At 63.4% G+C, this 22,454-nt stretch carries 20 protein-coding genes; 10 read left to right on the top strand and 10 right to left on the bottom strand.

All coding sequences use genetic code 11. The annotated features are described in order from the left end of the window. The first annotated feature begins 150 nt into the window (after positions 1-150). Complete coding sequence (locus PI93_RS00485) at positions 151-1,458, top strand: MFS transporter (RefSeq protein WP_052240883.1); 1,308 nt, start codon at positions 151-153, stop codon at positions 1,456-1,458. 111 nt (positions 1,459-1,569) lie between these two features. Here the strand turns inward: PI93_RS00485 and PI93_RS00490 are convergent, their stop codons facing one another. Next, a complete protein-coding gene (locus PI93_RS00490) occupies positions 1,570-1,815 on the bottom strand; it encodes a hypothetical protein (protein WP_039373363.1) in 246 nt (81 codons plus the stop codon). Between the two features lie 794 nt (positions 1,816-2,609). Between PI93_RS00490 and PI93_RS00495 the strand changes: the two genes are divergently transcribed. Continuing rightward, on the top strand, positions 2,610-2,924 hold the full coding sequence (locus tag PI93_RS00495) for a DUF4148 domain-containing protein (protein ID WP_039373366.1): 315 nt from the start codon (positions 2,610-2,612) through the stop codon (positions 2,922-2,924). 158 nt (positions 2,925-3,082) lie between these two features. Here the strand turns inward: PI93_RS00495 and PI93_RS00500 are convergent, their stop codons facing one another. Together PI93_RS00500 and PI93_RS00505 are read right to left on the bottom strand one after the other, a co-directional pair. Beyond that, complete coding sequence (locus tag PI93_RS00500; RefSeq protein WP_039373368.1) at positions 3,083-4,192, bottom strand: adenosine deaminase family protein; 1,110 nt, start codon at positions 4,190-4,192, stop codon at positions 3,083-3,085. A 64-nt stretch (positions 4,193-4,256) separates the two neighbouring features. After that, on the bottom strand, positions 4,257-5,651 hold the full coding sequence (locus PI93_RS00505; RefSeq protein WP_080759337.1) for an NCS2 family permease: 1,395 nt from the start codon (positions 5,649-5,651) through the stop codon (positions 4,257-4,259). Positions 5,652-5,973: 322 nt separating this feature from the next. Between PI93_RS00505 and PI93_RS00510 the strand changes: the two genes are divergently transcribed. After that, on the top strand, positions 5,974-6,903 hold the full coding sequence (locus PI93_RS00510) for a LysR family transcriptional regulator (protein WP_039373369.1): 930 nt from the start codon (positions 5,974-5,976) through the stop codon (positions 6,901-6,903). A gap of 96 nt (positions 6,904-6,999) precedes the next feature. Here the strand turns inward: PI93_RS00510 and PI93_RS00515 are convergent, their stop codons facing one another. The 4 genes from PI93_RS00515 to PI93_RS00530 form a co-directional block, all read right to left on the bottom strand. After that, a complete protein-coding gene (locus PI93_RS00515) occupies positions 7,000-8,139 on the bottom strand; it encodes a nucleoside hydrolase (protein ID WP_080759344.1) in 1,140 nt (379 codons plus the stop codon). Between the two features lie 41 nt (positions 8,140-8,180). After that, entirely contained in the window at positions 8,181-9,311 is a 1,131-nt protein-coding gene (locus tag PI93_RS00520) for a porin (RefSeq protein WP_039373370.1), read from the bottom strand. A gap of 274 nt (positions 9,312-9,585) precedes the next feature. Then, the gene (locus PI93_RS00525; RefSeq protein WP_039373372.1) at positions 9,586-10,863 is read right to left on the bottom strand and encodes a DUF445 domain-containing protein; all 1,278 of its coding nucleotides are present in this window, start codon (positions 10,861-10,863) and stop codon (positions 9,586-9,588) included. Between the two features lie 122 nt (positions 10,864-10,985). Next, a complete protein-coding gene (locus PI93_RS00530) occupies positions 10,986-13,166 on the bottom strand; it encodes a malate synthase G (protein WP_039373373.1) in 2,181 nt (726 codons plus the stop codon). A gap of 493 nt (positions 13,167-13,659) precedes the next feature. Between PI93_RS00530 and pepE the strand changes: the two genes are divergently transcribed. Continuing rightward, the gene (gene pepE, locus PI93_RS00535) at positions 13,660-14,373 is read left to right on the top strand and encodes a dipeptidase PepE (protein WP_039373374.1); all 714 of its coding nucleotides are present in this window, start codon (positions 13,660-13,662) and stop codon (positions 14,371-14,373) included. A 209-nt stretch (positions 14,374-14,582) separates the two neighbouring features. After that, entirely contained in the window at positions 14,583-15,491 is a 909-nt protein-coding gene (locus PI93_RS00540; protein WP_039373375.1) for a DMT family transporter, read from the top strand. A gap of 109 nt (positions 15,492-15,600) precedes the next feature. Here PI93_RS00540 and PI93_RS00545 read toward each other — a convergent pair whose 3' ends face one another. Beyond that, a complete protein-coding gene (locus PI93_RS00545) occupies positions 15,601-16,023 on the bottom strand; it encodes a hypothetical protein (RefSeq protein ID WP_039373377.1) in 423 nt (140 codons plus the stop codon). Positions 16,024-16,217: 194 nt separating this feature from the next. Between PI93_RS00545 and PI93_RS00550 the strand changes: the two genes are divergently transcribed. Next, positions 16,218-16,571, top strand: a complete 354-nt coding sequence (locus PI93_RS00550; protein ID WP_039373379.1) for a DUF2288 domain-containing protein — start codon at positions 16,218-16,220, stop codon at positions 16,569-16,571. Positions 16,572-16,656: 85 nt separating this feature from the next. On the opposite strand, the gene PI93_RS00555 is transcribed toward PI93_RS00550, so the two are convergent. Together PI93_RS00555 and PI93_RS00560 are read right to left on the bottom strand one after the other, a co-directional pair. Then, positions 16,657-17,031 (bottom strand): hypothetical protein, encoded by a 375-nt coding sequence (locus tag PI93_RS00555; RefSeq protein WP_039373380.1) that lies wholly within the window; start codon positions 17,029-17,031, stop codon positions 16,657-16,659. 48 nt (positions 17,032-17,079) lie between these two features. Further along, the gene (locus PI93_RS00560) at positions 17,080-17,973 is read right to left on the bottom strand and encodes a LysR family transcriptional regulator (RefSeq protein WP_039373381.1); all 894 of its coding nucleotides are present in this window, start codon (positions 17,971-17,973) and stop codon (positions 17,080-17,082) included. A 227-nt stretch (positions 17,974-18,200) separates the two neighbouring features. Here PI93_RS00560 and PI93_RS00565 point away from each other — a divergent pair, with 227 nt between their 5' ends. The 4 genes from PI93_RS00565 (at position 18,201) to PI93_RS00580 (ending at position 22,452) form a co-directional block, all read left to right on the top strand. Then, the gene (locus tag PI93_RS00565; RefSeq protein WP_080759338.1) at positions 18,201-19,556 is read left to right on the top strand and encodes an MFS transporter; all 1,356 of its coding nucleotides are present in this window, start codon (positions 18,201-18,203) and stop codon (positions 19,554-19,556) included. Between the two features lie 79 nt (positions 19,557-19,635). Then, a complete protein-coding gene (gene gcvA, locus PI93_RS00570; RefSeq protein WP_039373383.1) occupies positions 19,636-20,541 on the top strand; it encodes a transcriptional regulator GcvA in 906 nt (301 codons plus the stop codon). A gap of 74 nt (positions 20,542-20,615) precedes the next feature. Continuing rightward, positions 20,616-21,443, top strand: a complete 828-nt coding sequence (locus PI93_RS00575; RefSeq protein WP_039373385.1) for a DMT family transporter — start codon at positions 20,616-20,618, stop codon at positions 21,441-21,443. Between the two features lie 112 nt (positions 21,444-21,555). Further along, complete coding sequence (locus tag PI93_RS00580; RefSeq protein ID WP_201278439.1) at positions 21,556-22,452, top strand: oxidoreductase; 897 nt, start codon at positions 21,556-21,558, stop codon at positions 22,450-22,452. Positions 22,453-22,454 lie beyond the last annotated feature (2 nt).

Consider the following 22,454-nt stretch of genomic DNA (forward strand, 5'->3'; position numbering starts at 1 on the left):
ACCCGCAGTCCCCGCAACACCCATTATCAAAAAATAGTCGCGTGACGAACCGATGTACGCGCGGCACCGAGACATCCAGGAGACAGACGCCCGGCGCAGACCGGCGCGTCGCAGCGCGCCGCACGGCGCGGCGCATCAACAGGAGGCGCAATGGAACAGGTTCTCACCGGCGTGGGTGGCAGCGATGCCGTGAACGCCGAAAAAGCGGTGCGCACGGTCGCGCTGGCCAGCCTGATCGGCACGACCGTCGAATGGTATGACTTCTTCCTGTACGGCACCGTCACAGGGCTCGTCTTCAACAAACTCTTCTTTCCCAGCGGCGACGCCTTCGTCGCCACCGCCCTCGCCTACACGGTCTATGCGGTGGGTTTCGCGACGCGTCCGCTCGGCGGCATCCTGTTCGGTCACTTCGGCGACCGGCTCGGCCGCAAGCCATTGCTGATCGTCACCCTCACCATCATGGGGGTGTCGACCTTCCTGATCGGACTGGTGCCAACCTACGACAGCATCGGGATTGCTGCGCCACTGATCCTGCTATTCCTGCGGCTGTTGCAGGGCATCGGACTGGGCGGTGAATGGGGCGGCGCGGTGTTGATGGCGTTCGAGTACGCACCGCGAGGCAAGCGCGGGCAGTTCGCGGCGTATCCGCAGATCGGACTCGCTGTGGGGCTGTGTCTGTCGACGGGCGTGGTCGCGTTGCTCTCGTCCACTTTGACCGACGCGCAGTTCATGGCCTGGGGGTGGCGCCTCGCGTTCATGCTCAGTCTGGTGCTGGTCGCCGTGGGCATGTTCATCCGTCTGCGCGTGCTCGAGACACCCGAATTCGCCCGCATCAAGGACAGTCAGCGCGTCGCGCATGTGCCGCTCTCGGAGATTGCGCGCGACTATCGGCGCAACGTGCTGCTTGGGTGGGGCGCGCGCTATATCGACGGCGTGGTGTTCAACGTCTACGCAGTGTTCGCGATCTCGTATCTCGTGGGCACGCTGCACTTTCCGAAGACGCCGATTCTGCTGGCCGTCACGTTCGCGGCCCTCGTGCTGGTTGTCACGATTCCCTACGCATCGAAGCTGTCGGATCGCGTGGGACGCCGCCGTGTGTTCGGCTGGGGCGCATTGGCCTGTGGTGTGTCGTCGATACCCGCACTGGCGGTGATGCATTACTCGTCGAACGTGTGGTGGGTGTCGCTCGCCGTGATCGTGCCGCTGGGCGTGGTGTACGCGTTTGTCTACGGACCGGAAGCGTCGATGTTCTGCGAGTTGTTCGATACGCGGGTGCGCTACACGGGCATTTCCGTCGTGTATCAGGTCTCGGGAATCGTTTCCAGCTCGATCACACCGTTGGTCGCGGCAACGCTGCTCGAATACGGCGGCCATCGACCCTGGTGGATCGCGGTGTATGTGCTGGTGGTGGGATGTCTGTCCGCAGCCTGTGCGTCGGCAATGAAGCGCACTTACTGAGCGGCGGGGGAAAACCGGAGGGGGCAGGAGGAAGCGAGAGGGACGTCCCGTGAATCGGGAGCGCGGCAGGCCGGTGGATGGCTCCCCGGCCTGCCGTTTTTTTACACAGACTTACTGACCGAAGTAGATCGATCCGGCGCGATTCACGCGACCCGGCACTTCATACACCGGGGCAACCGTCGACGTTTGCACTGCGGCGGCTACCGGGCCCGGCTGGGCTTGCGTTTGCACTTGCGTCTGGGCTTGTTGCTGGGTTTGCTGCGGCTGAGCGGCCGGTTGGGAACTCTCGGCGGCGCCGGCGGCACCTGCGGTGAGACATGCGGCAACGAAGGCCGAAGCGATCAGAATCTGTTTCATTTTCATTTCTCCTGTCTGGCGAGACGTCCACCGTGGGCGCCGTCATTGCCGCCAATCTACGCCCGCGCGTAAAGGAGAAAAATGCGATCCCGAGGAAGGACGCATTGCTGAAAACGAAATAATGAGCCGTCAGAAACGTGGATTCGTCGCCGAATTCGGGGTGACCGGGCGAACGACCCAGCGATATCTCGAGACGTGAGGGAAGCGGATGCTTCGGTTCAGCGACGCGTCACGCGCGCCTGCTGACGACGTGTACGCTCGGCACGGCTGCGAAGATAGGAAGCGGTGAGCAGCGAAGCACTCGCCAGCAGAAGGAAAGAACCGAGGGCAGCCATGGTATTGCTCCTGTTCGAACCGGCGTCGTTCGCGGTGCGGCGCACCTTGCGACTCACGAGGCCAGTTGACTTCATCACGTTGTCACTCTACTGCTGTCACACCCAGCAATAAACCCCACCTGAACAAACAAGCTATTGCACGCGGCGACATTTGCCGTCGAATCGCTGCCCGGCGGGCGCCATTCACGCGCCATATTGTTGTTTTATCGGCATTAAATGGTTGATTTTCAATAGCTTTTTCGAATCGGACGATCGGTTGCGTTTTGTGGACGCTCAGTTGCGAAAAAACCACGGGTTTTCCCTAAGATTCATCCATGCCAACGCGACGGACACCGCAACGCAGCAAAACGAAGTGCCGAAAGTCGATTGATGCTGTCGATTGACGCCTGACACCTCCGCTGCCGATGCCCCGAACGCTAGCTGATCAAGACGTTATCAACTAATGACAGGAGTCTCACCATGAACACCCGTATCCTTGCTGCCGTTGTCGCTGCTGCTTCGTTCGTATCGGCCTCTGCTTTCGCTGACGCTCGCTACGACAACAACGTTTCCGATTTGCAAGTCGCTACCCAAAGCCAGGTGGCTCGCGCCGAAGTGCGCAGCGAACTGGCGCAAGCCAGCGCTAGCGGCCAGTTGAATCAGGTCGAAACCGGCGCGCCGCTGGTGTCGGCTACGCAAGCGCAACAAGCCGCGCCGGCGGATTCGCTCACGCGTGCCGATGTGCGCGCTCAACTGAACGACCGTCACCTGCTCGATCAGGACAACCGCTCGTAAGTTGCATTGACGCATCGACCCCAAGCGATGCGACGCTGCCGGCCTGCCCAGGCCGGCTTTTTTTCGTTCGCGGAATGCGTGAAAGCGGCCCGAAAAAAAGCCGCCCGAAGGCGGCTGAAGGTCGGGTGAGACCAAGGAAAAGCGGGGATGCCGGGGCGTCAGGCCGCCAGCGTCCGGGTGAGCGTATCGCGCGCTGCATCGAAGTCCGTCGCGAAACTGCGATGCCAATCGCGGCGCGTGCTGTCGTCGATCCAGGCACCGTCGAGGCCGTTGCGCATGAAGCCGCGCAGGTCGTCGAGCGAGAACCCGAAGTGGCTGTACATCAGCTCCCATGCCTGCGCGGGATTGACCTTGTGCAGCGTCGGATCGTCGGTGTTCGGGTGCAGCTTCAGTCCGAGCCCGGGCATGCGGCGAATCGGGTGATCCTCTGCCCAACGCTCCGGCGTGAGCGTGCGCAGGTAATACGAGTTGGTCGGCACGACAGTGAAGACGATGCCGCGCTCGGCGCATTCGCGCGCGAAGTCCGGTGCATCGACGATGGTGTAACCATGATCGATGCGATCGCACTTGAGCAGTTCGACGGCCGTCTCGACGTTGGTCCACGGCATGCCGAATTCGCCCGCGTGCGCGGTCGTCTTGAAGCCCGCCAGACGCGCATTGCGATACGCCTTCCAGAACAGCTCCGGTGGCCGGTCGTTCTCCCGGTAGTCGATACCGATGCCGATCACTTCGTCAGCACGATGGGCGCGCATCCACTCCACCATCTCGACGGCTTCGCGCGGATCGGCCTCACGATCGATGCTCGGCACGAGACGGCCGACGATGCCGTGATCGCGTGCGGCATCGCGAATGGCGGCGACGATGGCGTCTTGCGCGCGCGGATAAGGAATACCAGAGGTGCGCACGGTGCCCGTCGGGTTCCAGAAAAACTCGCTGTAGCGCACGTTGTGCGCTGCGGCGTCGGCCAGATATTCGTAGGCGATGCGATGCAGATCGTCAGGCGTGGTCAACAGATGCTCGTCGAGCGCGCGCAGTACGCGCAACACCCCGACCGGCTTTTCGCCACGCGTGTAAAAGGCGTCGATCTCGACACGCGCCAGCGGCGCGTTCGATTTTTCCGCGAGCGCCACGAACGTGTCGTGACGCACCGCGCCCAGCAAATGGCAATGCAATTCAACCTTCGGCATCGCATGGAAAAACGTGCGGTGCGCCTCCTGAATCTGCACGCCGGTGCGTGCGGCGGGCACATGGCCCGGTGTCTCTGTCATCACGTCTAGTCTTCTCTTGAATTCACCGGCAGACGGGGCATCTGCCGGTTGAACGGTGTGCCGCTCAATGGCGTCCCACCACCGTCCAGAAGTAATACGCCAGCGGCAGCGCCAGCACGTACAGTCCCCACGGCAATTCCCTGAAGCGGCCCATCAGCGCCTTGACCAGCACGTAGCACAGCAGCCCGCCCGCGATACCGGTGCCGAAGCTGTTCGAGAGCAGCGTGAGCAGCACCATCGCCAGCACGGGGAACGCATCGCTGAAATCGTCGAACGGCACATGACGGATGGTGCTGAACATCGACAGACCAATGAGGATCAACGCGGGCGCCGTGGCTTCCTTCGGAATGGCCAGCGCGACCGGCACGAAGAAGCACATCAGCGCGAACATCACGGCAGCGGCAATCGACGTGAGACCGGTGCGGCCCCCCGCTTCGACACCGGCTGCGGACTCGACCAGTGCCGTCAGCGCCGGAATGCCGAGCAATGCACCGCCTGTCGCGGCGATCGAATCGACGAGGAACGGACGGTTGATGTTCTCCATGTTGCCGTGCTCGTCGAGCAGGCCAGCCTTGCCGCCGACGGCGAGCGTGGTGCCCAGCGTGGAGAAGAATTCGGCAGCGAAGAACGCGAACAGATACGGCAGCGCGGCTATCGTCAACGCACTGCGCAGGTCGAGTTGAAAGGCCACCGGCGCAATGCTGTGCGGCAGCGAAATGAATGACTCGGGCAGCTTGGTCACGCCCAGCGGCACCCCGGCCACCGCCGCGACCAGAATCGACCACAGGATCGCGCCCGGCACCTTGCGGCCTTGCAACAGCACGGCAGTGCCCAGACCGATCAACGCGACGATCGTGCCCGGCTTGCTGAAGTCGCCCAGGGCAAATGCGTTGGTCTTGGCGTTGGCCACGACCATCCCCGCATTGCGCACGCCCAGCACGGCGATGAACAACCCGATGGACGCGCCCAGACCCAGCTTGATGGCCGTCGGAATCAATCGCGCGACCACGCTGCGCGCGCCGATTACCGTGAGCAGTAGGAACAGCACGCCGGACAGGAAGGCGATGGCGATGCCCGTCTGCCAGGCCACGTGTTCCGTGGCGGCGAGCGTGACGCCCACGATGACCGATCCGCCGATGCCCGGCCCGACGACGAACGGCAGGTTCGCATAGAAACCCATGAGCACCGAGAACAGCACGAAGACCAGCATGACGGCCGTGGTGGCCGCGCCGCGATCCATGCCGCCCGTGGCGAGCAGCGAGGGAATGACGACGAGCAGATAGGCGGCAGCAAGGAACGTGGTGATGCCGGCCAGCACTTCGGTGCGCACGCTGGAGCCGCGCCCGGCGATGGCGAAGCGGCGCTCGAGCCAGCCGCCCGGGACAGCGGCTGGCCGGCCCGAAGTGATGTCCGACGCCGCGGGGCGCACCGTGTCGCGCTCAGGAGTAGAAGTCTGCATAAGCCAAGAATAGTGGGTCTTTGCGTGGCACTTTACGTGCGTGCGACTATAAATAAAAAATGAAATTACTTATGATTCAATAATTCAAATCTATTCTTCGCGAAGACCGTGGATTCCCGGGATGTCCTGGGCGTCCGGCGCATCGAGTCCTCAAAGCGGTCTCGCGATATTGCTGTCCTGATCTTTCCTCAGGACGCCACTACAGGAGCGCGCCATGGCGACTTCGTCCCGACGTCCCGAGAACCCAGCGGCCACTGCGAGCGGGGCGAAGCCATCCCGGGCGGCAGCCTCCACACCCTCCGCGCCTTCGTCCGGGGCGTCGATGTCCCCCGTGCCGCCGCTGCCTGCGCTGACGCTGCGTCAGGTGCAGTACTTCGTGGCGCTTGCGCATTCGCGCAGCTTCACACAGGCGGCACAGGCACTTTCGGTGACGCAGCCCGCACTCACGGCGGCCATTCGTCAGATCGAATTCCTGCTCGGTGGCCGGCTGTTCGAGCGCTCGGCACATCGCCTGACGCTGACCGAGGCCGGCACAACCATCCTGCCGCTCGCCGAACGTCTGCTCAACGCCGCCCGCGGGACCTTCGACGACATGAGCAGCACCTTCGCTTTGCAAGCGCAGACGGTGCGCATCGGCTTCATTCCGTCGGTAGCGGCACGTCTTCTGCCGGTGCTCGGCACGCTGCGCGAGGCGCATCCGAACGTGCGCTTCGCATTGTCGGACCTGCCGAACAGCGAACTCGTCGCGGCCCTTGCACGCGGTGAAATCGATCTCGGCGTCGGGGTTCGCGACGATGCCGACGAGGCCGGACACGCCGCCACTGCCGACGGCTTTCGTTGCGACGACCTGTTCGATGACGAGATCGTGCTCGTGGCGCGTCGCGACGATCCGCTCGCTCGCGCGGCATCGGTCACGTGGGCGCAACTCACCGAGCGCGACCTCGCGGTGTTCGTGCGGGGCAATGTCAGCGATTCTCTGCAACGCACGGGCGGGTCGCAAAATCTGCGGCTCGAACCGAAGTACCGCATGGAGTACACCGAGCCGCTTTACGCGCTGGTGCGCAGCGGCCTTGCGCTCGCGATCCTGCCCAGGCTCTACACGCTGCATTTGCACGATCCGGCGCTCGTCGCCCTCGACGTCACGGCACCGCGTGTCACGCGCACCGTGGCGTTGATGTCGCTCGAAGGCAAGGAGCGGGGGCCGCAGGTCAGTGCCTGCCGCGACTGGATCGCAACGCATCTCGCCACGTGAGGGGCCGCGTGCCCCCCGTCATGCAAAAACGCGGCGGCCATTCCCGGCCACCGCGCTGTCCCGGCGTCGACGTGACATGGTCATGTCATCGGCGAGTTACGGCAAACGCGCAATACGTGCGAGCAACGTTTCGTAGAAGCGGTCGGCGTCCACATCGGTGATCCATGTGGCGTTCACGGCGCGCTTCGAGCGGCCGTTCCAGTCCACGACCGTCTCACCCAGTGTCAACTGACCTGTCGTTTCCACGGCAACGTTCACACGGCGGCCACCGAACATCGTGGGATCGACGAGATAGCCGATGGTGCAGGGGTCGTACATCGGTGCGGATTCCACGCCGCGGCGTCCCTTCTGATACGCCACCTCGGCTGCGAGAATGTCGGCCACGATCGGACCGCAACGATTCTTCAACGCGCGGAACGGCGCGACGCGCTCCGGCGTGATCGGTGCCTTCACGCAGACGTCGCGCGGCAAGACGGTCACGGGCACGCCCGCACCGAGCACGATGCTTGCGGCTTCCGGGTCGACATAGATGTTGAATTCGGCTGCCGGCGTGATGTTGCCGCGCTCGAACCACGCCCCCCCCATCAATACGATTTCGCGCAGGGCTTTGGTACCCTCCGGCGCGGCAGTCAGGGCGGTGGCGATGTTCGTCAACGGACCGAGCGCCACGAGTGTCACACTGCCCGGCGCCGCGGCGCGCAGGGTGTCGATCAGATACGTGACGGCGTGCTGCGGCGCCAGCGGGCCACGCGGCTCGTGCAGCGTCACGCCGTCGAGACCGGTGCGGCCGTGCACGTTCGCGGCAGTGATCAGCTCGCGCATGAGCGGCTTCGGGCAGCCGGCGTAGACCGGCAGCGTCCTGGTCTTGTCGGCCCAGTCGCGCACAATGCGCGCATTGCGCTCGGTCAGACTCAACGGCACGTTGCCGCCCACGGCGGTGAGCGCCTTCAGGTCGATCTGATCGTGAGCGCCCAGCGCGAAGAGGATGGCGATCGCGTCGTCCTGACCCGGATCGCAGTCGATGATGACGGTGCGGCGCGACGTGCCATCGGCCGCCAGACGCGCAGCACCTTCGGTCGAGGTGAGGTCTGCGAAGGCGCTGCGGGCACCGGTCGCGCCCAGCGTGGCGAGCGAGGCGGCGAGCGACGTGCGCAGGAAGTGACGACGCTTGCGAAGGTCCTGACGAGGCGAAGTGCCTGCGTCGGCGAGCGTGTTCCGTTCGTTCAGATTGGCCATGATGTCGAACTTGCTAGGCATGCATTAAGGAAGGCAACGCGTCAGAACGTGTGACGCATGCCCAGCGTCACGGCCATCTGGCGCTTGGTGCTCGACGCCGCGTAGCCGAAGAGTTGCGCGTATTGCGCGTCGCCGGCAGCTTGCTGGGCATTGAGCGTGAGCGCGACGTCCGTGCGCTTGGACAGCCAGTAGTCGGCCTGCAGGTTCACCTGATGCCACTGCGGACGCGTGTTGATCACATCGTACTTGCCCGACGTGAAACCATACGCCGCACCGAGCACAAGCGCCGGCGTGACGTTGTAGTTCAGCGTCAGGTTGTAGTTTTGCAGATGCAGGTGCGACGCATCGAGGTACGTGTAGCGCACGTCCGAGAACATCGCGCCGATGAGCGCCGGGCCCCAGCGATAGAAGCCGCCCGTGGCGAAGATGCGTTGCTGGCTCGCGAAGACGTTCGCACGCGTGGCGCTCTTCGAGAAGATCAGCAGCGGACTGGCGTAATCGTTGGCGATGGCGCCGTCGTTGTTCGTGCCGCTGAACGGGTTGTTGTACTGCGCGTAGGCGGCATTCCAGTCGAAATCGGCGTACTTGTAGCCGAGGCCGAAGCTGTAGGCGTTGTTGTTGCGAAAGCCCGTCGCCGAGTTCGAGAAACCGTACTGCGCCGTGCCATGGAAGCCGCCGAGCGTCGGGCTCACCCACTTCACCGAGTTCTGCATGCGGATATCGTTGTACCCGTTGTCGTTGTCGCCGATGTTCACGCCGTTGCTCGAAATGATGATCGGGCCGACGTAATCGTGAATGGTGTCGTACTGACGACCCAACGTGAATGTGCCCCACGACTTGTCCGACAGACCGACGAACGACTGACGGCCGAAGGCGCGGCCGTTCTGGGCGCCGGTGCCGTTCATGATGTTGAAGCCGGCTTCGAGCGTGAAGATGGCCTTGGTGCCGTTACCGAGATCTTCCGAACCGCGGAAACCCCAGCGCGGATTCTGGTTGGTGCCCGAGAGCGCCTGCCATGTCTTGTTGCCACCTTGATTACTCACGTAGCCCACACCGCCCGAAATCAGGCCGTAAATGGTGACGTTGCTTTGTGCATGCGCGGTAGTCGCAGCAAGGCCCATGGCGGCGCATGCGCCGGCAAGGCCCAGACGGGCCAGAATCGTGGTCTTCATGAGGTGTGGCGTTCTCTAAGATATTCGGGAAGCATCTGCGCGCTTGCGAGAGACGGCGCGGCTGCGACCGAACTATAGGGAACGAGGTTGTATAAATATAATTTTGATTTTTTATATATCGATAAATTGAATCGATATTAGCGGCGAAGCCGCATGGCGTCTTGCGAGGCTGGAGGCTGGGCGAGGGTTGCGTTGCATCGTCGGCGTTGCGCCGGGCAGACACCGATCCGATGGACGGTGTCTGCGGGAGGGCTGCGGGCAGTGCGTCAGTGCATCAATGCGTGCGCGCGAGCAGTACAGGGGCTTGTGCGATCAGATACAGCACCGCCCCGATCAGACCCCCCACGAGGGTGCCGTTGATGCGGATGTATTGCAGATCCTGCCCCACGCTCAGGCGGATCTGCCGGGACAGATGTTCGGCATTCCAGCCATGCACCGTCGCACGGATATGATCCGTCACGAAGTCGGCAAAGCCCGGCGCCATGCGTTCGGCGGCGTCGAGCAACTGCGCGTCGAGGGCCTTGCGAAGCGATTCGCTGCGCGCCAGCTCCTGACCGATCCATGCGGCCGCACCGGTGATCCTGGCGCCGATTACCGAGTCAACGCGCGCGAGATCGCGCTTCACCCAGCTTCGCCATTCGTTCCACAGGCCGCCCACATACGCGTTCAACGCCGTATCGCCCTTGAGCTGCGTTTTGAACGCGTCGAGCTTCGCCTGAAAATCGGCATCGTGCTTCAATCGGTCGATCAGTCCCGCGACCGCGCGATCGAACGCCTGACGGAGTTGATGCGATTCGTCGGCCTCCATTTGCGCGAGAAGACGGGTGACGGCGGCCGAGATCATGTCCGATCCCTTGTTGCCCAGCCACTCCGATGGCAACACTTTCTCCTTCTTCGGATGATCGGTTTTGAGCCAGTCGACGATGCGTGCCGAGATGAATTCGCGCGTCTGCGGCTCGTTGAGCAGTTCGACGAGGTAGTCCAGCGTTTCGTCGAGCAGGGCCTGATGGCGGCCGTCGCGGGTCAGCGTATCGAGAATGGCCGCGGCCGATTGCGACAAGTCCAGCCGGTCGATCATGGTGTCGAGCGCGCGGCGGATGAAAGCCTGCACGTTGCGCTCGTCCATCACGTCGAGCACACCGCCCGCCACCTTCACCAGCACCGCACTGAGTTGACGCGTGTTCTCGTGCGAGCCGAGCCAGTGCGAGACGGCGTCGGCCGGATTTTGCTGCTGAATGAGCCGAACGACTGACGGGGTGTCGAGAAACTTCTCGCGCACGAAGCGCGCAAGGCCGTCGCCGAGGGCGTCTTTCTTGCGAATCAGGATGTTCGTATGACGAGAGAGGCCGGGGATCGGAATGCGCCGGAACAGCGCTTCGACCGCGAACCAGTCGGCCAGGCCGCCGACCATGGCGGCTTCCGCCGCCGCGCGAATCCAGCCGGTGACGAAGTGCTCCGGCATGAAAAGCGTGGCGATAAAGATCGCCAGCGCGACCAGAAGGAAGGACAGGGCACGCCGTTCGGCGCGTTGCAGGGCGAGTGCGGGGTCCATGCGCGGCCGGCTCCTGAAAATGCAAAGACGCCCGACAGGTTACCCCGTCGGGCGTCCGATGATAAGTCTTGTGCTGCCTGACCTATCGCGGGTCGATCTTCCGAGGCGATGGCCTCAGGCGATTATCCGCGTTGCTTCGCCTTCAGTTCGAGACGGTACTTGTGCAGCAGCGGCTCGGTGTAGCCGTTGGGCTGCGTCAGTCCTTCGAACACCAGCGCGCTGGCGGCCTTGAATGCCAGCGAGTCGTCGAAGTTGGGCGCCATCGGACGATACTGCTTGTCGCCCGCATTCTGCTTGTCGACCACGGCGGCCATGCGCTTGAGCGTTTCTTCGACCTGCTCGCGCGTAATCACGCCATGGCGCAGCCAGTTCGCCAGATGCTGGCTCGAGATACGCAACGTGGCGCGGTCTTCCATCAGGCCGATATCGTTGATGTCCGGCACCTTCGAGCAGCCGACACCCTGATCGATCCAGCGAACGACGTAGCCCAGAATGCCTTGCGCGTTGTTCTCGATCTCCTTGCGGATTTCATCGGCGCTCCATTCGGCCTTGGCCACGACCGGCACCGTCAGCAGACCCGTGAGCAGCGTGTCGCGTTCCTTGGCGTAATCGATCTTCTCGAGTTCCTGCTGGACGGCCTGCACGTCGACCATGTGGTAATGCAGCGCGTGCAGCGTGGCGGCGGTCGGCGACGGCACCCAGGCGGTGTTCGCCCCGGCCTTCGGATGTGCGATCTTCTGCTCGAGCATGGCGTGCATCAGGTCCGGCATGGCCCACATGCCCTTGCCGATCTGTGCGCGGCCACGCAGGCCGGCGGCCAGACCCACGAGCACGTTGCTCTTCTCGTAGGCGGTGATCCACGCCGACGACTTCATGTCGCCCTTGCGCATCATCGGACCGGCTTCCATCGCGGTGTGCATTTCGTCGCCCGTGCGATCGAGGAAGCCCGTGTTGATGAAGGCGACGCGCGACGCGGCAGCGGCGATACAGGCCGAGAGGTTCACGCTGGTGCGGCGCTCCTCGTCCATGATGCCCATCTTGAGCGTGTTGCGCGGCAGGCTGTACAGGTCTTCGATGCGGCCGAACAGTTCGTCGGCGAACGCGACCTCGGCCGGGCCGTGCATCTTCGGCTTGACGATGTAGATCGAGCCGGTGCGCGAGTTCAGTTGATGCTTGCGATCGTGCAGCGAGGCGAGCACCGTGACCACACCGTCGAGAATGCCTTCCGGAATCTCGCGGCCTTCGCGATCCGTGATCGCCGGGTTGGTCATCAGATGGCCGACGTTGCGAATGAACAGCAGCGAGCGGCCATGCAGCTTCACCGGCTTGCCATCGGCACCGGTGTACTCGCGGTCGGCGTTCAGACGGCGCGTGAAAGACTTGCCGCCCTTCGTGACTTCTTCCGTCAGCGTGCCTTGCATCAGGCCGAGCCAGTTGCGGTACAGGTCGACCTTGTCGTCGGCGTCCACGGCGGCGACCGAGTCTTCGCAGTCGATGATGGTCGTCACCGCGGCTTCGACGAGCACGTCCTTGATATGGGCCGCGTCGGTCTTGCCGATCGGGTGCGAGGCGTCGAACTGGATCTCGAAGTGCAGACCGTTGTGCTTGAGCAGCACGGCCGTCGGTGCGGCGGCGTCGCCCTGATAGCCGATGAACTGCGCCGGCGTTGCCAGTGCGGTCTTGCCGTTCCTGGTCGTGACCACGAGCTTGCCGTTCTCGACGCTGTAGCCGGTGGCGTCCTTGTGCGAGCCGTCGGCCAGCGGGGCGGCCTGATCGAGGAAGCCACGCGCGAAGGCGATCACGAGTTCGCCGCGCTTCGGGTTGTAGCCGGTGCCCTTCTCGGCGCCTCCCGTCTCGGGGATGGCGTCGGTGCCGTAGAGCGCGTCGTACAGGCTGCCCCAGCGTGCGTTCGCCGCATTCAGGGCGTAGCGGGCGTTGGAGAGCGGCACGACGAGCTGCGGGCCGGCCTGTTCGGCGATCTCGTAGTCGACGTTGGCGGTGGTGGCCTTCACGCTGGCGGGCGCGGGCAGCAGATAACCGATCTTTTCGAGGAACGCGCGATAGGCGGCGGCGTCGGCAATCGGGCCCGGGTTGGCGCGGTGCCAGCCATCGAGCTCACTTTGCAGGCGGTCGCGCTCGGCGAGCAGGGCGCGGTTCTTCGGTGCGAGGTCGTGGACGATGGCGTCGAAGCCTTTCCAGAACGCGTCGACATCGACGCCGGTGCCCGGAAGGGCTTCCTTTTCGATGAACGCGATCAGATTGTCTGCGACCTTCAGGCCGCCACGCTGGGAAGTGGAAGTCATGATGCTGTACTCGAGTTTGAAAACCTGGTTGACGCGATGTCGTCTGGTCACCCGATGTTCGCTCCGGCGCACAAATCACCGGAAAGGGGGGCGGGAGGACAGACGATAAGGGGCAGTCTTATATAAGAGTCTGAGTGTAATCTTTCTCCGGGCGATCGGAAACCCGTGAATGCGAGCCTTGAGACCCCCGTAGCTTATAGGTGGCATAAGGGTTGGCGTATGACGTCGGCGCCATAAGGCTTTGCGCCCGGGGCCAATTTTTTTGCGTGCGGTTGCAGCATTCGGTATGACGTTTCACTTCATGAGAAACGCGCAGGCGGCGATGCGAAGGGCCTGGCCTGCAATGAGTGCCGGAGGGAGGGAAGGCGCGAGACGAGGCGCCGGGTACACTCCTCGTCTGTACCGAATGCGCGCGGTGCGCCCCGTTGTGTGTTCGGTCGTGTGCCAGAGACGGGCCATTCCCTCGAAACCATCTGCCCAGGAGGCATGAGTCGTGAAACAGATACTGATGATGAGCAGCTCCCGCAAGGGCAACCTGGGCTTTCTGGCGCACGCCGACGATCAGGTGCATGCAGTGCTCCGGGGGCGCGTGAAAAGTGTCCTCTTCGTGCCATACGCCGGGGGCATCACCTTCAGCTATGACGAGTACGAAGCGCGCGTGAAGCCGACGTTCGACCGGTTGGGTTACGTGCTCGAGTCGATCCATCACCACAAGGATGCGCGCGCGGCGATCGAACAGGCGCAGGCGGTGGTGGTGGGCGGCGGCAACACGTTCGCGCTACTCGATCGCATGTACAACGCGGGTATCGTGGGCCTGCTGCGCGAGCGTGTGAACGCCGGCATGCCGTATGTGGGATGGAGTGCGGGCGCGAACGTCGTCTGCCCGACCATTCGCACGACCAACGACATGCCGATCGTCGAGCCGCCGACGCTCAAGGCGCTCAATCTGATTCCGTTTCAGGTGAATCCGCACTTCATCAGCGGCAAGCCGGCGGGGCACAACGGGGAATCGCGCGAGGAACGTCTGGCGGAGTATCTGGCGATCAATCCGGACGAGAGCGTTGTCGCTATCCCCGAAGGCACGGCACTTCACGTGCAGGGAGAGAACGCGACGGTGCTCGGCGAGTTCGACGCGCTGCATTTCAGGCAAGGTGGCGCGGTCGACAAGATTCCGACGGGCCATACGTTTGCGCTGGCATCGATTTGAGCGAAACACATTCGGTGGACGCTGCCGTGAGAGATTGCTCGTCCGCAAATTCTGAAATCTGACTTTTCGCACCGAATCGTATTCTGCCGGTGAGCTTGCGCTGGCAGAATGCGAGGTCAAATTGGGTGCGCTTTCCCCCGGGGCGTGAGATGCGATGACGTAAGCGGGCGCGCTTTGCCTGTGTCGTCGGAACGTTCAGCGGAGGGGAGATGGCAGGAAAGCACGCGCGTTACGGGCCCGAGGCCTGTGCACTGTTCGCAGCGCTATTGAACGGCACGATCGGCGTACTGACGCGGGTCGGATTCGATCAAGGGGCCACCCCCGCGCTGATCGCCTTCTGGAAGTGCTTCGGCGCGTTCCTGTTGGTTTGCACACTCTGTGCATGTCGCCCGCAGCTACGTGCGCAGACGGTTGGCCTCGCCCGTCGCTGGCCACAATTCGCGTGCCTCTCGCTTCTGGGTATCTTTGGTCTCTATTACTTCGAGACGAAAGCATTCGCGCACGCATCGGTCCCACTGGTTTCGTTCCTCACTTATGCCGCAGGCGGGGCCACAATTGCGCTGTCCGGTCTGTGTCTCGGCGAAAAGGTCACGCGACAGAAACTCGGCGCCTTTGCGGCGATCGTTGCCGGCGTTGGCCTGATGAGTGTGTTCGAGCACGGCGTCACCGGCAGTCTGTCCGGCATGGGGCTCGCTTTGATGGGCGGGTGCGGCTATGCGCTGTTCATTTTTCTTTCCAAGGGGTTCCGGATCGGCTCGGGATTACCGCAGCTCGTCTGGCTTTTCGGATTCGGAAGTGTTTTCTTGCTCACGCCGCTCGTGCGTGAGGGCTTCGCCATCCCCGAGGGGGCCATGTGGGCGACCATCTGCGCGCTTGTCTTGCTGCCGACGATCGGCGGCTTCTATTTCACGACGCGCGCGGTAGAGGGCGGACAAGCCAGCAAAGTGCAGATCATCGAGACCAGTGATCCGCTATTTGCCACGGTCTTCGGATTCTTGCTGTTAGGGGATCGATTGAGTGTTGCCGGGTTGCTTGGCGCCGGCTTCATTGCAGCAGGCCTGCTGATTGCAGTCTGGCATCGACCGTCCCCCGATCTGGCGAGGGCGTCCGCCGAGTGACCAAACAAAACCGCCGCCCGGGCGTGAGCCTCGGGCGGCGGTGGGTCGACGCTTGTCACGGGGGGCAACGCTGACGTTTGCCCCTCGTGCTGTCAGTGTCGATGCGGCATCAGGCATCGTCGTCGAGCCACGGCACTTCGACGTCGGTCAGGAAGGCGACCATCGCGAGCGGACGCGCTTCATGGCGGCCCATCTTGCCATCGGCACGGTGCCACACCACCCGGAACGTCTCCGGATGTTTGTCGGCAATCAACTGCACGGTGCGCAGCTCTTCCTCTTCGGCTTCGTCGATGGGGCCGTCGAACGACAGTACGAGTGCCTGCGGCCACACACCGTCTTCCGGGTCGTAGACCTTGTCGCCGTTAGGCACGTCTACCACCGCTTCGACGCCGATCGTTGCCGACGCTGCCACGATCATCTCGCCAAGCGCGCGCAACAACGCGGTTGCACGGGCAGAGTTGATCTGGCGCATGGCGAGATCGCCGCGCGTCAGGGCTTGTTCCAGCTTGGGATCGGTTTTTTGTTTGGACATGCGGTTCCTCGGTAAAACGTTAGCCACCACGCAGCGGCCGTGCCATGTCACTGCGACACCGACGTCATACGTGGGGTTCCGATGCTACCACCGTCAAGCACGCCGGGGCGCATTACAATGCGGGTTTTCGATATTGACGCTTTTTCGCGCGCTGCCGTACTTCGGCCTGTGCGCTGCCCCGGAGCCCCGCCGTCATGGATTCACCCAAGCCCGCCCAATCGGATCAACGCCCTCAAAATCCGTCGTCTGAGCCCAGCGACGTCTACGTGCGCCTGCTCAGTGAGACCGCCAAGATCGACTGGAAGGACCTGGAGTCGTTTTTCGCACGCGGGGTGCTGCTGTACGTTGCCCCCGGCGTTGACCTCGTGTCGGTCGCCGAGGCGGTGGCGAACGACGACAAGGACACCGTGTCGCAATGGCTCTCGTCGGGCATGGTGCAGCGCATGCAAGCCGAACACGCGAATGACTACGCCACGCGCACGCCCGAGCTTTGGGCCGTTGTCGTGGCACCGTGGGTGCTGGTACAGGAGCGTGGCATCGGCGCGTGACGACCATGCACTGCCGCTATCCGCACGCGGTGCGACAGCGCACGGCGACTCGCGAACCGTCCCTGTCAGACCGTATCCGGCGATATCAGTCAGTCACGCCCGCCTCGACGAGGCGTCGCGTGCAGTCTTCCAGCAGATCCTGCGCGACGACCGACGCGTAAGCATAGTCCGCGTCGAGCGATTCCATCATTTCATGTGCCGTATACAGGCCGGCCTCGCGAGAGAGCGTGCCGGCCAGTTCGCGCGCGAAATCGTCGCTCAAGGTCGATAGCAGGCGTCGCTCCTCCAGCGGCAATTGCAGCTTCGAGCGCGACAGCCACATCTGTGCGAGGGTGGCGCCCTGTTTGTCCGTCATCCACTGCCCGTGTTCGTAGAACGCCGACAGACGCTCGGCCGTCAGAGCGAACAGCAGCGCGCGGCGGGTGTTGAAATTCAGACGAATCGGTGTGGCTTCCGGCATGACGGCAACCGCAGTGAGCGGACAAAAACGGGATAGGGGGCAAAGGTATCACGCGAAGAGCCGCAACAGCGCATTGCGCGCGTGCCGGATCAGGTCGGTCTCGTCGGCGCGTCCGGGCAGCAGGTGGAATTCCGCGCGCGGCAGCGGCGGCAGGCCGAGCGACGCCGGACACACGATGAGATCGGACGTGAGCGCCGATTCGTTCAGGCAAGAGATACCCAGTCCGGCCCCGAGCGCCAGTTGCATGCCAGCCACGCCCGCCGCCGAGTGAGAGACGCGGTAAGGCACCTTGTGCCGCTCGAGCACACTGAGCACGAGGCTTTGCAGCGCACACGAGGGCGGCAGCGTCACCAGCGGCAACGGCTCGTCGACCGGCTCGGCCAGCGTCGACGACATCGCCCACACGAGACGCTCGCGGCGTACCAGCGTCCCCGGCGTGCGATAGCCCAGCGCCTTGGCGCCCCGCCCGACATCCTCATTCATCAGGCGTAACGCCAACCCCACATCGAAGTGTTCGCCGGTCAGCGCGGTGCGCTCGATTTGCGCGCTTTGCATGGCGCTCACATGCAGACGCAGGCGCGGATAAAGGCTTGTGAACCGCTTGAGTACGCGCCCGACGTCGTGGGGGCGATAGTAATCCGTGATGGCGATGCGCAACTCGCCATCGAGCAGCACCCCTTGCAGATCTTCAAACGCTGCTTCGGACAGCGCCGTAATCTGCCGCGCATAGGCGAGGAGTCGCGTGCCCGCAGGGGTCGGGCGCATGCCTTTGCGCGAGCGCACCAGCAACGGCTGTCCGGCGCGCTCTTCGAGCTTCTTGAGTTGCTCACTCACGGTCGATTGCGACAGAAAGATCTGCTCGGCCGCGGCCGAAATGCTGCCGGCATCGTGAATGGCGATAAAGGTACGCAACTGCGTGAGATCGAAGGCACGGGCATTCATGGCATCTCTCGGATGGCATCGCGTTGACGGCACAGGCGCCGCACCGTCACTTCCGAAGATGATCCGGAAAACACGATATAAGTCATCGAATTTTCCCGCTTTTCCGATGGATTGTCTATCCGTAGGATGCGGAGCATGGTGTCCCGAATCGGGGTTTGGTGCGAGACGGGATGCCGCGACTTCTCCGCTCTGAGCCGCGTGCCCGCGGGCCGCGCACCGTGTCACCTATGAATGAACGGCTGTGTACTGCCCCTGCTGCTGTGACCGCGACCAGCCATCAGGCGCCACCTGTGCTGGGCCCGTCACCCCTCACCCACAAACTCGGACGTAACCATCGTTGGAAGGTGCTGGGCGTTGGCGTGGCGGCCAACTGCAGCTTCGCCGCCGCGATGGGCGGCATTCCCGCCACGGCCGTGCAGATGCGCAGCGCCTATGCGCTTGCCAACGGCGACCTCGGACTCGTGCTCGGCATGATCGGTCTGGGCATTGCCATTTCCGAATTACCGTGGGGCATGCTGACCGACCGCTGGGGCGACCGGCGGGTGCTGCTCGTCGGGCTGATGGTGACGGCGGCGGCGCTCGTTTGCCTCGCGTTGTGGGGCGTGCCAACGAAGCATTACGTGCCGTCGATGCCGATGCTCGCGGCGGGCATGCTGGCCATCGGCGTACTCGGTGGCAGTGTGAACGGATCGAGCGGTCGTGCGGTCATGCGCTGGTTTCACGATAGCGAACGCGGTCTGGCCATGAGCGTGCGGCAATGCGCCGTGCCGATGGGCGGTGGCATCGGCGCGCTGATATTGCCGGGCACGGCGTTGCACTTCGGCTTCAGCGCGGTGTATTTCGAATTGGCGATCGCGTGCGTCGCCGCCGCGTTCATGGCATGGCGATGGCTGCTCGAGCCGCCGGAGGAACCGCATGAAACCGCCAGCACGGCAGCTCGTGCAGCGAGTGCTTCGGGCGGGCGTCCGGCCGCGAGCTATACGCCGTTGCGCGATGCGCGTCTGTTGAGCACTGCGCTGGGCATGGCGGTGCTGGCGATGCCGCAAATCGCTGTGCTGACGTTTGGCACCGTGTTCTTGCACGACTTTGCGCATGTCAGCGTGGCGACGATTTCCTTCACGCTGGGCGCTGTGCAGACGGGCGCGGCGATCACCCGCGTGTGGAGCGGGCGTTATACGGACAAGCGTCGTAATCGCCCGGCGTATTTGCGCGTGTGCACGATTGTCGTCGGTGTGGTTTTCGCGCTGCTGGCGCTGCTCGTCACGGCGCTCGCGCATCGTCCCGATTGGCTCGCACACGGCACACCGTGGTTGATCGCGCTGTTGATTGCGGGCGGCGTCGTCGCGTCGGCGTGGCACGGTGTCGCGTTCACCGAGCTGGCAACGCTCGCGGGAGCCTCGCGTGCCGGGACAGCGCTGGGCATCGGCAACACAGGCGTCTTCCTGACGATGTTCCTCACGCCGCTCGCGATCCCGTTGCTGCTGTCGATTGGCAGTTGGGGACTGGTATGGGCGGGTGGTTTGATCTGCGCCGCGCTGGCGTGGCCGCTCTTTGTCTGGTCGCATCGCCAACGGACATCTTGAGCACTGCGGCGGGAGGCCGCATCATGAGCATCGATTCATACGTGTGAAATTCTGGAACGCTCACCGAGGAAGCGATGACATGAGAGATCTGCCGCCTACCGCCACGTTGCGTGCTTTCGAGGTCGCGACACGGCACGCAACGTTTACCTCTGCGTCAGAGGAGCTGCACATCACCCAAAGTGCGGTCAGTCATCAGCTAAAGCACCTCGAAGACCTGTGGGGGTTGCAACTGTTCGAGCGAGGCAGGTCGTTACGCCTGACACCGGCAGGTGCAGCCCTCGCGCCGATCGTGCGCGAGTTTTTCATGAGTCTGGGGGCAACGCTCGCCGACCTGAGAGAGCAAAAAGGTCGAGTCCGGCTCAGAGTCAGTACCACGTATTCCTTCGCCCTGAAATGGTTGCTGCCCCGACTGCCGAGTCTGTCCCGGCAGCACCCGGAAATTCTGGTCACGCTCGAAACCACCGACACTGCCATCCATTTTTCGAGCACGGAACCGGAGGTTGCGATCCGTTTCGGCAGTGGAAATTACCCGGCACTGCATTCGGACTTCATGTTCAGGGAGCAGATTTTTCCGGTGGCCAGTCCCGAACTTCTGAACCGCTTTGGCGTACCGCACGACCCTGCCGAATTATTACGCTACCCGCTGCTCACGCGCGATGGTTCCGATCTGGTGCCGAAATGGGCGCTTTGGTTTCAACAAGTCGGGGTGGCCATATCGGCGCTCAAGGAAAACGTCAGATTTGCCGACACCAACATGACGATTGAAGCGGCGCTGTTGGGGCAGGGAGTTGCACTGGCAAGAAGTGGCCACGTGGAAGCCGAGATTGGCGACGGCAGTCTGGTCCGGCTGTTTGACGTTCCGTTCCCGTCTCCCGTGGCCTACTACTTCGTCTGCCCGAAGGGCGTCGAGTCGCAGCCCCACATCGTCAACTTTCGTCACTGGCTTCTGGCGGAGTCCGGCAAAGCTCAGCAAGTCTATCGTTGACCCATGAGGATTCACTCATCCTGCAATGAGGAGACTTCGCTTAACCCAGGGGCCGATGATGCTTAGTATGGCGTATGCCTTTTCACATCGTTCTCCTGGTACTGATGGCGGCCCTTCTGCATGCCAGTTGGAATGCGCTGCTGCGTGGCGGGGCCGACCGGCTTTGGTCGATGACGATCATGTGTGTGGCCGTGGCGATCGCCAGCGCCGCAATCGCCCTGTTTCTGAAGCCGCCAGCCGAAGCCAGTTGGGGGTATGCCGTGCTTTCTGCGATGCTGCACGTTGGCTATAACCTGTTTCTTGTCAGGAGCTATCGAGCGGGCGAGCTCGGACAGACCTATCCGATTGCACGAGGCTCCTCCCCCGTGATGATCGTCGTCGCGGCATCGGTGTTCGCTGGAGAGAAGATCGGGATCGATGCCTTGCTCGGCGTTGTGCTGGTGTCGGGCGGCATCGTTTTCCTGGCCTTCACCGGGCGCGGGCTCGCCCTCACCAGCCTGCCCTACGCCTTGGGAACCGGGTGTTTCATTGCGGCTTACAGCGTGGCAGACGGCATCGGCGTGCGCCTGTCCGGCGCTCCGCTGGCCTACACGGTCTGGATGTGCGCTTTGTGGGGCATCTTGATGCCAGGGGTGTACATCGGGCTGCGCGGCGCAGGTAGTCTGCTGGCTATCCGCCCCGGATTCGCGCAGGCACTTGTCGGCGGATGGGTCTCTCTTCTGGCCTACGGAATTGTGATCTACGCCATGGCTCGCGCGCCCATGGGGGCGGTATCGGCACTGCGAGAAACCAGTGTGCTTTTCGCCGCGCTGATTGGGTATGTCTTCCTTGGCGATGCGTTGACCGTTCGGAAGATGTTGGCGTGCACTGTCATTGCCATCGGGGCGGCGATGATCGGATGACGCTCACACTAACGAGCGTCGTGCAGAGCTATTTCGGATAGCAATATAGACGAGGAAGGCCATCGGGCGTCGCGCGCTCGCATGACCGGAATGACAAGACAACAGGAGCACCATCACGATGTCAGAGAATCCATCCGTTGCCATCCTGGGCCCGGGGGCAATTGGCACGACCGTCGCCGCTGCGATGCATGCGGCTGGACGCACGCCGGCGATATACGGCCGCACGAGGCATGAGCATCTGGTGCTGCGTACCGATAGCGATCGCATTGTGGTTCCGGGGCCGGTGAGGACGGATCCCGTCGAGATCCGGGACACATTCGATCTGGTGTTCGTCGCGGTCAAGTCGACACAGGTAGCGGCAGCGGCCCCTTTGCTTTCGGCATTGTGCGACGCCAGGACGGTGGTCTGCGTGCTGCAAAACGGACTTGAGCAGAAAGCGCTTGTCGCGCCGCACGTGCATGGAGGGCCAGTGCTGCCATCGGTGGTCTGGTTTCCTGCGCAACGCGAACCGGATGCCTCGGTTTGGCTGCGTGGCAAGGCGCGCCTCACCTTGCCTGACGCACCGGGGACCCGCCTGGTGCTCGAGGCTTTGCGTGGCACATGGTGTTCGGTCGACGTCGCAACGGATTTCACATCCGTCGCCTGGCGAAAGCTTCTACAGAACGCGGTAGCCGGGTTGATGGTGCTGACAAATCGTCGCGCCGGCATGTTCTCCCGAAGTGACATCGCCGGGCTGGCACTGGCCTATCTACGGGAGTGTCTCGAGGTGGCTCGTGCGGCGGGGGCGACACTGGGCGACGAAGTCGCGCAAGCGATCGTGGATCAATTCGCCCATTCTCCGTCCGACTTGGGCACATCGATCCTTGCCGACCGGCAAGCCGGGCGCCCGCTCGAATGGGACAGCCGAAACGGGGTGGTGCAGCGATATGCGCGTGCGCGCGGCATTCCTACGCCAATCAGCGATCTGATCGTGCCCCTTCTGGCTGCGGCCAGCGACGGGCCCGGTTGAGT

The organism is Pandoraea fibrosis, from assembly GCF_000807775.2.
In the GTDB taxonomy this organism is placed as follows: domain Bacteria; phylum Pseudomonadota; class Gammaproteobacteria; order Burkholderiales; family Burkholderiaceae; genus Pandoraea; species Pandoraea fibrosis.